At 68.2% G+C, this 11682-nt stretch carries 7 protein-coding genes and 1 pseudogene; 5 read left to right on the top strand and 3 right to left on the bottom strand.

Features of this window, described 5'->3' with window-relative positions:
- Both ACWD11_RS34655 and ACWD11_RS34650 read right to left on the bottom strand, forming a co-directional pair.
- Window positions 1–520 (bottom strand): annotated as a pseudogene (locus ACWD11_RS34655) (class I SAM-dependent methyltransferase); the annotation flags it as partial.
- A gap of 111 nt (window positions 521–631) precedes the next feature.
- Complete coding sequence (locus ACWD11_RS34650) at window positions 632–1003, bottom strand: hypothetical protein (RefSeq protein ID WP_451287870.1); 372 nt, start codon at window positions 1001–1003, stop codon at window positions 632–634.
- A 188-nt stretch (window positions 1004–1191) separates the two neighbouring features.
- On the opposite strand from ACWD11_RS34650, the gene ACWD11_RS34645 reads away from it, so the two are divergent.
- The 5 genes from ACWD11_RS34645 to ACWD11_RS34625 all read left to right on the top strand — a co-directional run bounded on the left by ACWD11_RS34645 (window position 1192) and on the right by ACWD11_RS34625 (window position 11031).
- Entirely contained in the window at window positions 1192–3975 is a 2784-nt protein-coding gene (locus ACWD11_RS34645) for a tetratricopeptide repeat protein (RefSeq protein ID WP_451287868.1), read from the top strand.
- A gap of 541 nt (window positions 3976–4516) precedes the next feature.
- Window positions 4517–6289, top strand: a complete 1773-nt coding sequence (locus tag ACWD11_RS34640) for a S8 family serine peptidase (RefSeq protein WP_451287866.1) — start codon at window positions 4517–4519, stop codon at window positions 6287–6289.
- 872 nt (window positions 6290–7161) lie between these two features.
- On the top strand, window positions 7162–9066 hold the full coding sequence (locus ACWD11_RS34635) for a SpoIIE family protein phosphatase (RefSeq protein ID WP_451287864.1): 1905 nt from the start codon (window positions 7162–7164) through the stop codon (window positions 9064–9066).
- A gap of 691 nt (window positions 9067–9757) precedes the next feature.
- Window positions 9758–10255, top strand: coding sequence for a hemerythrin domain-containing protein (locus ACWD11_RS34630; RefSeq protein ID WP_389421100.1), 498 nt, complete (start codon window positions 9758–9760; stop codon window positions 10253–10255).
- Between the two features lie 386 nt (window positions 10256–10641).
- Window positions 10642–11031: a DDE-type integrase/transposase/recombinase gene (locus tag ACWD11_RS34625; protein ID WP_451287862.1), complete on the top strand. Its 390-nt coding sequence runs from the start codon at window positions 10642–10644 to the stop codon at window positions 11029–11031.
- A gap of 215 nt (window positions 11032–11246) precedes the next feature.
- Here ACWD11_RS34625 and ACWD11_RS34620 read toward each other — a convergent pair whose 3' ends face one another.
- Window positions 11247–11522, bottom strand: coding sequence for a hypothetical protein (locus ACWD11_RS34620; protein WP_451287872.1), 276 nt, complete (start codon window positions 11520–11522; stop codon window positions 11247–11249).
- Between the last annotated feature and the right edge of the window lie 160 nt (window positions 11523–11682).

Genomic DNA, 11682 nt, shown 5'->3' with positions numbered 1-11682 from the left:
TCACAGCCCAAACATCAAGCGGCGTCGGCGGACAGCCCCTGTACCGATTTTCACGCCTGCGGGGCGTCACCGCAGGTGAACGGTCGACTCCTATGGAACTCCTACGGCCCCCGCGACACCTCCGCCGCGGCCACCAGGCGCTCCCTTGTCTACGAAGCCCGCCACCTGGGCGCCATCCGCCTGGACCATCGCCTCCACAAAGACGAAGGCGTCCGCGACACCGACTCCTGAACGGCTGCCACCCTGACCCACCTGACCTGACCCAGGACCAGGCGGCCGCCGGGCGTGAGGCTGCGCAGTGCCTGGCGGGCGGCGGCGCGTACTGCAGGGCGTCCAACGTCACAGCCCTGTCCGCACATTGATCGGCCAGCGGAAGGCCAGCGACGTCGGCCACGGCGAAGGCCACTTCGACGGGGCGCGACGTGGCCCGGTGACGGGCCTGGGGGATGGTGACCGGGAAGAAGTCGATGCCGATCAGGGCCGCGTGCGCGTGACCGGCGAGCCACAGGCCGGGACCGCCGCGGCCGCAGCCCGGACAGGAGCTACCTCAGGTGCAGGTCGAGCTGCTTTCCGGCACGCGTGCAGCGGCCCCTTCGCGTGACGGGGCCGCTGCACGCGTGCCGGAAAGCGATCAGTCGAGTGGGAACCAGTACTCCAGCGGCGAGATGAGCCCGTGCTGGTGGAGGTAGTAGGCCAGCACGTGGCTCACCGGTACCTCGAGCGCGGCTGCGGCCACGGCGGACCACCAGGCGAGGTTCCACTCGCGGAGCCTGCGCGTGAAGCGCCGTTCGGAAACGGACGGGCGGTGGAGCGGAGGAGTCGGCAGGGCCGCCCTCGCCGTCGCCCGCGTCGCCGCCCCGTCCGGCAACGCCTCGACGGGCAGGGCGAGTACGACGGTCGAGCCAGCGGGGACGGCCCCCGCCGGTACGACAACGATCAGTACACGCGCCGGGCGGGCGCCCGGTTCGGTCTCGGGTTCGAAGGGCACGGGTACGTCGGACATAGCGGTCTCCTGCGGGATCAGCCAGCAGCGGACTGCCGCCGGCGGAAGGCCAAGGAGGCCGTTTACAAGGGGTTTCCATCGATCGGGTCAACGTCCCGCGCGAGGACGTCTAGGCTGGTCAGCCTTGGGTTCGAGGACTTTTCCGACGATCGCGAACCTTGCAAGCCGTACGTGGTGAAAGGCCGGCGATGGGGCACGCGGAGCGGTTACGGGCGGAGCTGAACGCGCTGCACGAGGCGGCGGGCTCGCCGACATTGGCCAGCATGGCAAGCCTGGGCGCGAAGCAGCTGCCGCCCGCCACCGTCTCCATTTCGTCCGTCGCCGGGTGGCTGAAGGGCCCGGCCGTGCCAAGCGCCGGCGCGTACACCCGCTACTTCCTGGCCCTCGTACGCCACCTGCAGGGCGAGGCGCAGAAGGCCGGGTCGGACTACGCCCCGCGGCCCCCGCAGTACTGGGAGGCGCTGGTGGGCCGGGCACGGGCGGAGCGCAAGGCGCGCGGCGGGCGTCCTTTGAGTGCCGCGGCCGATCACGTGCCGGCGCCCGCCCCGATGACGCTTCCTCCGGCCCCGGCAGGGTTCACCGGCCGGACCGACGAAATCGACCACGTTGTGCGGTGGTTGCAGCCGTCAGACGGCGACGGTGAGCGGGACGAGGCGGCGGCCATCGTGGTGTCAGCCGTTTCCGGAATGGGCGGCGTCGGCAAGACGGCGCTGGCCTTGCACGCGGCCCATCAGGCCCGGGCACGGGGCTGGTTCCCGGGTGGGACCCTCTTCGCGGACCTGCGCGGGTACGGTGACGAACCCATTGGCGCCGCCGAGACGGCCGACCGGATGCTGCGTGCCGTGGGAGTGAAGAGCAGGGACCTGCCGCCCACGCCCGACGGGAAGATCGACGCCTGGCGGCAGAAGCTGGCGGAGCTCGCGGCACAGGACCGGCCGCTGCTGATGGTCCTGGACAACGTGCGCGACCCCGCGCAGGCCGAGGCATTGCTGCCGGGCACGCCCCACCGGGCCCTCATCACCTCGCGGCACCGGCTCTCGGCGATGCCCACGCGCCGGATCGAGCTCAAGCCGCTGAGCGCCGCGGACGCCGTAGCGCTGCTGGACCGGACCCTGGGCGCCGGCGGCATAGACGACGACCGCGTCACCACCCAGCCCGAAGCGGCACTGGAAATCGTGCAGCTGTGCGGCTTCCTGCCGCTTGCCCTGCGGATCATCGGCGCACTGCTACGGGATGAGCCGGGCCGGCCGCTGGCGGCCCAAGCCAGGGAACTGGCAGACGAACGAACGCGACTGGACGCGCTGGAGTACGACAGCGCGGAGTCGGACGGGCGGCCGCTAGCCGTGCGGGCCTCCTTCGAGCTGTCGTACCGGCACCTCACGCCGGATGCGCGACGCGCGTTCAGGCTGCTGAGCGCGGCTCCCGGGGTGGACGTGTCCACCGCGTCGGCGGCCAAGCTGTTCGACCAAGGCCCGGCGCCCGCCCGGCGGCTCCTGGCCGGGCTGGCCCGGGCCCACGTGGTCGAGCAGAGGGCGCAGGGTGGGACCGACCAGGAGCCTGCGGACGGCGAACGCTGGTCCATGCACGACCTGGTACGGCTCTTCGCGGACGAGCGCGGGCGCGAGCATGCCGCGTACGACGGCCGGGATGCGGCGGTGGCGCGCCTGCTCGACCACTACCTCACTACCGCTCAGGCCGCCGACACTCACCTGCAGACGACGCCAGGCTGGGCCCTCCCGGACGACTTCACCGACCGCGGTCAGGCTCTGGAGTGGCTGGAGGCCGAACAGAGCAACCTTGTCGCCGCCGCCACGGCCGCCCCTGCGCATCACGCCGCCGCGACAGGACTTGTACTCGCTCTTGGTACGTTCTTCGACCTGCGCCGCCACACCAACGACTGGCTCAACCTCAGTACTGCCGCCGTCGGCATCTGCCGTGAGGCCGGAGACCGCCACAATGAGAGGGCAGCGCTCGATGGTCTAGGGCGCGCCCTCATCCGTGCAGGCAGGTTCAAAGAAGCTGTCGACGTCTTCACAGCGGTGCTGGATATGTGCCGTGAGACCGGAGACCGCCACGTAGAGGCCATAACGTTGACTAATCTCGGCCAGGCTCTGGCATTCCTGGAGAACTTCGTAGATGCCGTCAACGTCCTCACCGACGCTGCAGCTCTGTTCGGAGAGGTAGGAGACAGTCTGGGCGGGGCCCGGGTACTGGGAATCTTAGGGCCCGTCCGGATCAATATGGGCGCGCCCAAGCAGGCCGTCGGTTACTTGACCGAGGCCGTCGCTTACTGGAGGGAGATAGGCGACCGCCACGCAGAGGGCGTAACGTTGGTCAACCTCGGACTGGCGCTGGCCGGCGCGCAGAAGTTCAGGGAGGCAGTCAAGGCTCACGCTGATGCCCTTGCCCTCTTCCGTGAACACGGTGACGTCCACGGAGAGGCAGAGTCTCTGAACAATCTCGGGGCCGCATTGATCCAGATGCGGAAGTTCGACGAGGCCGCCGACGCCGTCCTCAGTGCTGCTCGCCTCTCCAAGGAAATGGGATTCCCTGAATGCGAGGCCAAGGCGCTAGCCAATTTCGGGCAACTGCTGCTTCATAAGAAGAGCTTCGACAAGGCAGTCACGCCGCTCACTGCCGCTGCCAGCCTCTTCAGGGAAACCGGCGACCGCCACAGTGCCGCCTCTACGCTGAATTTACTCGGCCAAGCCCTCGTCGAACACGGCAGATTCGACGAGGCTGCTGACGTCGGCGCCCAGGATGCGGCACTTTGCCGGGAGCTGGGCGACCGCCACGGCGAAGGCATCGCTTGGAAGAATGTCGGGCTCAGCCTGTGTCAGGTACACAGGTTCAATGAAGCCGTTAAGGCCCTTTCCACCGCTGCTGCCCTCTTTCGGGAAACTGGCGATCGGCGCCGCGAAGCCGAAGTACGAGTCCAACTGGCCCGCGCCTCACGTGGGCGGCGCAACTGACGGCCACCCCCCACCACAGTCACTGTCCGCTTGGCCGACTTCGCCTGCCTCCAGCCGACAAAGCCCCCGGACCCCGCGTCTGGACTCGTATGAAATCGCTGAGCGACTGCGAGGCTGGCGAACGACGCGGCCACGCCGCGGTTGCCGCTTACGCCTCGGCCCATAGTCCATCAGCACACGGCGTATGAGGCCCTCGCTTCGGCCCCTCAGCAGGGCCTCGCACCGACGGCAGCGGCGGGTCCTTCGCTGTCGAGCCCCTCTGGGGCGACCGCCGCTCGGTCTCCACGCGTCCCTCAAGGGGAGGACCGCGTACCGGTCTACCTCCTCCCTGTTTCCTCGACCACGGTTCTCCGCGCTTGTACCTATAGTCGAAATTCAGCCACCGATTATCGAACTCCTCTGCCGTAAAAGACACTTCCATAATTAGCCGCGTGCATGACACCTTGCGTCCACCACCTGTTTCGTACGACCCGGCCTGACCCCCGGGTCATCGGAGGACGCATTGATACCCCACAGATCCAGCCGCCCTCGACGTACTCTCGTGCTGGCCGCCGGGCTCAGCGCGACGCTTGCCTTCGGGGCCCCCGTCGCGCTCGCCGACACCGCCCCCGTCTCCCCCTCCGGCACCGACGCACCTGCTCCCGCAGCGGCGCCCCGGGCCGCGGCCCCCGCTTCCTCAAGTGCGACCTGGGTTGCCGGCACCCGCGCGTACCTCGTGATCACCGCCCCGGGTGACACCACGGCGGTCCGCAACGCGGTGACCGCCAACGGCGGAACGGTCTTCCAGTACTACGACGCGATCGGTGTCATCACCGCCCACTCCGCGTCCGCCTCCTTCGCCGCGACGATGCGCGGTGTGAGCGGGGTTCAGCAGGTCGGCGCCACCCGCACCTCCGACGTGCCGGCGGACGCCTACAACCCGGCGCTGCCCGCCAACCCGGCACAGTCCACGACCCCTTCGGGCGAGCCGGTCCGCGCCGACATGACCCAGATCAAGGCCGACCAGGCATGGGCCGTCACCACCGGCTCCGCGTCCGTCAAGGTCGGCATCCTGGACACCGGTGTGGACGACCAGCACCAGGACCTGGCGCCGAACTTCAACGCCGCGGACTCCGCGTCCTGCGCGTACGGCAAGCCGGACACCCGTACCGGCGCTTGGCGCGACATCGGCACCCACGGCACACACGTGGCCGGCACGGTCGCGGCTGCCAAGAACGGCAAGGGCGTCATCGGCGTGGCCCCAGGCGTGAAGATCTCCTCGGTGCGCATCGCCGAGCCCGGCAGCTCGCTCTTCTTCGCCGAGAACACCATCTGCGGCTTCATGTGGGCCGGCGACCACGGCTTCAAGGTCACCAACAACAGCTACTACACCGACCCGTGGCAGTTCAACTGCCCGGACAACGCCGACCAGGCCGCGATCATCGAGGGCGTCAAGCGCGCCCAGGAGTATGCGGAGGCCAAGGGCTCGCTCCAGGTCGCGGCGGCCGGCAACTCCAACCTCGACCTGGCCAACAAGACGACCGACACCGAGAGCCCGAACGACTCGACGCCGGTCACTCGCACCATCACCAATGCCTGCCTGGACATCCCGACCGAGCTGCCGGGCGTCGTCACCGTCTCGGCGATGGGCACCACCGCGAAGGCCTCCTACTCCAACTACGGCCTGAACGTCGTCGACATCACGGCCCCGGGCGGAGACACCACCGGCATCTACAGCACCCTGCCGGGCGGCAAGTACGGATCCAAGAGCGGCACTTCGATGGCCTCGCCGCATGTCGCCGGCGTGGCGGCGCTACTGGCCAGCACCAACCCCGGCATCACCCCCGCGCAGCTGCGCGACAAGCTGGCCACCCAGGCCAACGACGTCGCCTGCCCGTCGGACAGCCGCTGCAAGGGCACCACGGCCAAGAACGGCTTCTTCGGCGAGGGACAGGTCGACGCCCTCAAGGCCGTCGGCAGCACCCCGCCGCCCGGCAAGTACTTTGAGAACACAGCCGACTTCGCCATCGGTGACAACACGACCGTGGAGAGCCCGATCACCGTCAGCGGCGTAACCGGAAACGCCCCGGCGACCCTCAAGGTAGGTGTGAACATCGTGCACACCTACATCGGGGACCTGAAGGTCGACCTGATCGCCCCGGACAGCACCGTCTACACGGTCCACAACCGCTCGGGCGGCAGCACCGACAACATCAGCCAGGTCTACACCGTCAACGCCTCCTCGGAGGTCGCGAACGGCACCTGGAAGCTCCGGGTCAACGACAACGCCGGCGGCGACACGGGCAGGATCGACTCCTGGAACGTCACATTCTAAAAGTCGTCCTCCCCCGACGAAACCCTGCTGGAAGCGTTGCCGGGCTCAAGCCGTAGGCACGCCGACATCGAATGCGGCAGGGTACTGCCCGGCGCGTACTCCACGGCCCGACGAGCCGGACAGCCAGCCCACTATGCTCGGTGGCGGGTCGCGAGAAGCGACCCGCCACCGAGCTTGATCTTTAACGTCCTCACGTCGCACCGGCATCGCGGTCTTCGTCGTGGCCCCTGGTCTATCTTGGCCTGCACATGCGACGCTCCGGTCGACGCCGCCCGCTGCGCTGACTTGAGACGCTCTGCGAAAACGCGGCGGCGCATGCCGAGTGAAGTCGGCCGTCCGGGCGCGGCACCCGTACCGCGCGTGCCTCAGCACGAGGGAGTTCAGTAGCACCAGCGTGCGGGCCCACGCCGCGCCCCCTTGGTGCCGCGTCGCCGAGTACCACGAGTGGGTAAAGACTGCGCGTGTCTCTTTCGGTACCCGGGCCGGATCGACGACACTTGCCGTAAGACAAGAGTTGCTCAGTGGTGAACACACGAGCATGGCATCCGCTGGCCTGCCGGCGCAGGGACAGTGGGAGATGTGCAGCGATGACCGCGATAGCCGCTGGAGCGGGTGAGGCCTCGGACGGGGATCGTCCGACTGGTCTGCCCGCAGGGCTCCTGCCCGAGGTGTTCGAGTGTCTGCCGGACGCTGTGACTGTCTCCGTTGCCGTGCGGGATGCCGACGGGCGTGCGGTGGATATGCGGCTGGAATCTATGAACGCAGCCGCTCGGGCCGGGCAGCCCGGCCAGGCGGCGCCTATCGGGGGGTTGTGCAGCGAGCTGTGGCCGCAGATGGTCGACAATGGCTCCTTCGCCGCTTGCATGAGGGTCTTGGACACCGGTGAGCCTGCGCAGGGAGCATTCACCTGGACGCAGGTGAGCGCGTATCGGGCGGCGGACTACGAGTTCCAGGCCGTGCGGGTCGGAGCGGATCATCTGCTGTGGGTGCTGCGCGACAACAGCGAACGTGTGCTGAGAGCCGAGCTGCTGGCCGAGGTCACCGCAGCGCTGGCGGCGGCGGACACCGTCGCCTCGGTCATGACGGTTCTCACCACGCATATCATGCCGGCCGTCGGGGCCGTGGTCGGTGCCGCCGTCCTGAGCGAGCCGGGCAGTGACTGCTACACGGTGCGGCACCTCCACGACGCGGATCAGACGCTCCAGCCTCCCGCTCCCTTCAGCGTCCACGCGCCCTACCCCATGGCCCACACCGCCCGAACCGGCCAGGCCCTGTTCTTCGCCGACCCGGCCGAGCGGGCGCAGGCCTTCCCCGAAGCCGCTCATTTCTTCACTGAACGATTCCAGTCGACGGCAGTACTGCCCTTGCGCGTGGAGGAACGTCTCTTTGGCGCGGTCAGTTTCCATTTCTCCGTGCGCCACGTTTTCGCCGACTCCGAGCGTGGCTTCCTGAGCGCTCTGGCAGGGCAGTGCGCTCAGGCCCTAGACCGTGCCCGGCTGCTGCGCGAGTCCGCTGACAGGCAGGCCCAGCTCCAGGCTCTGTCCGATGTCAGCCGTGTCCTGGCCACATCCCTGGACCCGGAGACGACCTTCGCCAACATCGCAGCCACTGTGGTGCCGCGACTTGCCGACGGATGCCTTATCCATGTCATCGACGAAGCCGGGCAGCCGGCCCTGGTCGCCCTGGCCCACCGCGACCCCGCGCAAGAGCAAGCCTTGCGCGCGCTGCTGCGCGACTACCCTCCGCGGCTGGACGCCGAAGGCGGAGTCGGAGCTGTGGTCCGTACCGGCCGATACGAACTGGTCACCGATGTCGTCCGCACGCTGGACCGTCTGGCACGCAGCCCGGAACATCAAGCAGCCCTGCGCGGTCTGATTCCGGCGGCGTCCTGGCTTGCGGTTCCCATGACGCAGACCGGGGCCGTGATCGGCGCCATGGTCCTGATCCAGGCCGCCCCTGCGCAGAGCCTGTTCACCGAACGTGACATCCCCTTCGCCCAAGAGCTCGCGCAACGCGCCGCACAGGCAGTCGACAACGCACGGCGCTTCACAGAACAGAGCCAGGTCGCCAGCGCCCTGCAGAAAAGCCTGATGCCGGCCAGCCTGCCGGACATGCCCGGCGTGGAGCTCGCGGCGTGCTATCACCCCGGAGCCCGGGGCAGCCTGGTCGGCGGCGACTTCTACGACATCGTTCCGACCGGCCCCCGCAGCTGGGCCCTGGCCATCGGAGACGTATGCGGCAAAGGCCCTGAAGCAGCTGCGCTGACCGGCCTGGTACGCCACACCGCGCGCGCCGCCGGACGCCTGGGGACCGACCCGCGCACGGTGCTGGAGGCGGTCAACAGCGCCATCATCGCGGACCGGCCTGCTCACCGCTTCTGCACCGCCGCCTACGCCGACCTGGACCTGAGCGCCTCACCGGCTCGCCTGCGCCTGACCCTTGGCGGGCACCCGCACCCCCTGCTGCGCCGGGTCGACGGAACGGTCACCCGGCTGGGCAGAGCAGGCACCCTCCTTGGTGTCGTGAACGACCCCCCTCTGCACACCACTGAGGACGACCTTCATCCCGGGGACCTGCTCCTGCTGTATACCGACGGGGTCACCGAGCGCCGCTTGGGCGCCGCCATGCTCAGCGAGGACGGCGTGCGCGACATTCTCGTCCGTACGCGCCATTCTTCCGCCTCGGCCACCGTCGCCGCACTCGAGCAGCAGGTGCTCGGCTATGGCCCGACACCGCCAGAGGACGACTTCGCCATCCTCGCCCTGCGCATCACCTGACGCGAGACAGGTATGCGGCAGCTAGCCACATCCGGCCACCAGGCCCATGTGGTGCGGGCGAGCCTCACACAGCTGAAGCGCTCACGTGCGCGCCGCCGGCCCGGGCGCAGTTCCTCTTACTGACCCTGTCAGACAACCTTCATCTACCACCCTGACCCGGACATACCACACCCCTTATCCGCATAGCCCAAAAGAACAGCGACTGGCTCATCCGGGCCAACGGTGACGAGGTGATCAAGCGAAATGCGATCGACCCCGTGGCCTGGTCACGAACAGCTGCCCGCTCGCCAGCGCGGGACCCGGGTTAGTCCAGAACCTGTTAGGGAGTGCTCTGATCGGCGAAGTGCATCGCCCTTTCCCCACGCCGCAGACCGCCCAGCACGTAGGCGGTGACCACCCGGAATTTTCTCCGCATCGTCCGCGAACGCCAGACACAAGTGATCGCCGTGGCCCGTCTCTTCGACCAAGTGCTCCCTGTCAGCCCGCATCGTCACTTCAGTCCCACGATGTTCAGCCCGCCACGAGCTCATGTGGGTAGCCAGGTCCGAAGAACTGGTTCCCACGTGAACCATCGGGCTGCCGCGCCAGGAGCATTACCCCGAGGAGTTCCACGCGAAAGGCGTACGCCTGACCTGCGAGGACCGGGGTATCCGAGAGCGGAATCCCATCCGCTGACCCGTAGGAGGCCACCATGCCGTCCACAGACGTCGTCGAACTCATCCTGCAGGACCACCGACGCATGGAAGATCTCTTCCGCACCATGCGCAACGCCGAAGCCGACCGCGCGGCCGCCCTCGAGGAATTCGCGCATCTGCTGATCGCCCACGCCTCCGCCGAGGAGGACGAGGTCTACCCGGCTCTGCGGCGCTACAAGAACGTCGACGGCGAGGACGTCGATCACAGCGTGCACGAACACCAGGAGGCCAACGAGGCCCTGCTCGCCCTGCTCGAAGTCGACGACATCGGCTCCGATGAGTGGGACGAAAAACTGGAAGAGCTCGTCACTGCAGTCAACCATCATGCCGACGAGGAGGAGCGGACCCTGCTCAACGACGCGCGGGAGAACGTCGCCGACGACCGCCGCTCGCAGCTGGGCGAGGCGTTCCGCGAAACCCGCGCGAAGTACCTGGAAAACGACTGCGGCAGCATCGACAGCGTACGCAAACTGGTCGCTTCCAGCAGCAAGTGATCCCGCCGCACGGAACGTCACCTGTCGGCGCCTCCACTCAGCGGCGCCGACAGCGCGCAGGCCACCTCCGTGCGTGCGAAGCCGTGCGTCTCAAGGGCGCTGCACCTGGCCCGGGTGGTCACCGGCTCGCCGACACGGCGGGCAGGCGGGCCTGCGTCCTGGGCAACCGGGTTCGTTCACATGCGGTAAGGGCTGCCGTGAAGGTGGGGCTCGGGCTGGCGCGTCTCGGTGAACACCGTGGCCCGCCTCATGGCCGAACTCGGCCTAGCCGGACGGAAGACACGCCGTCGGCACGGGCTGACCCGGCCAGGCAAACGGCCGACGGCCCGGACTTCGTGCGCCGTGACTTCACCGCGGACGCTCCGGACCAGGTGTGGTGCGGTGATATGACCGAGATCATCACCGGTGAGGGCAAGCTCTACCTGGCCACCGTCATCGACCTCCTCTCGCGTCGATTGCTCGGCTACGCGATGGGCGCCTGTCACGAAGCCGAGCTCGTCGTCGCCTCCCTGAACATGGCCGCGGCCACCCGCGGCGGCGACGTCAGGGGTGTGATCCACCCGCACCGAGGCCCGGCTGAGGATCGCGACCTGGATCACCGGCTTCTACAACACCCAACGGCTACAAGGCGTATGCAGGTACCAGAGCCCGATCGACTACGAACGAAACCACCAGGCCAACCCTGCCGTGGAGTTGGCCGCTCGAAAGATCTCCACGGCACGAGGGGATTGACATCAGCCGGTTCTCCCGAACGCGCCCCGCACAGTACCCGGTAGTGAAACAAGGACGCACGTCTGTCCACGCACGCCGGCAAAAACGGGCCGCGAGCTTCGCCTCAATGCCCGCACTGACCCCTTGCATCCCTCGCCTACCGGTGCGGGTTGTCAGGCGCACAGGGCCCACCGGGCTGGTACTGCCCCGGCGCACGATCTGTTGCAGCTTCTGGCCCTCCTGGTCGGTCAGTCTGCGCACCCGCACAGTGGTCAGAGCACTAGCGGGATGCCGATACCTGCCCGGAGGTGCGTGGGATCGTTCCAGGTTGGTCGGCGAGCCACTCCTGCAGCTCGCGGTGGCGGAACTGATAGGCGTTGCCCGAGATGCGTAGCAGCCCGCCCTGGTAGGCCCAGTTGAGGAATGTCCCGAGCCTCCAGGGCAGGACCCGCCGCGCGCACAGCAGCAGCACGGCGTAGCGTGTCCAGGCGTTTGCCACAAGGATCACCGCGAGCAGTGACACGGCACCCAGCGAAATACCGAATGCGGTCCCCATGGTGACCCCTGCTCCTGTCCCTACGACCAAGCCGAAGACCACCGCAACCAGGAGCCCTGAGACAAGGGGCCTTGACCCCGAATCCTGAACACGGGTTATGCGGCTGGTGCCAGCGTAGTTGGTGTGTGGTGGAGGGTGTTCTCGAAGGCGATCGGTGATC

It is taken from the genome of Streptomyces sp. NPDC002776, from assembly GCF_053592195.1.
The sequence above is the reverse complement of the archived record's forward strand: the minus strand, read 5'-3'. Positions and strand labels throughout refer to the sequence as shown.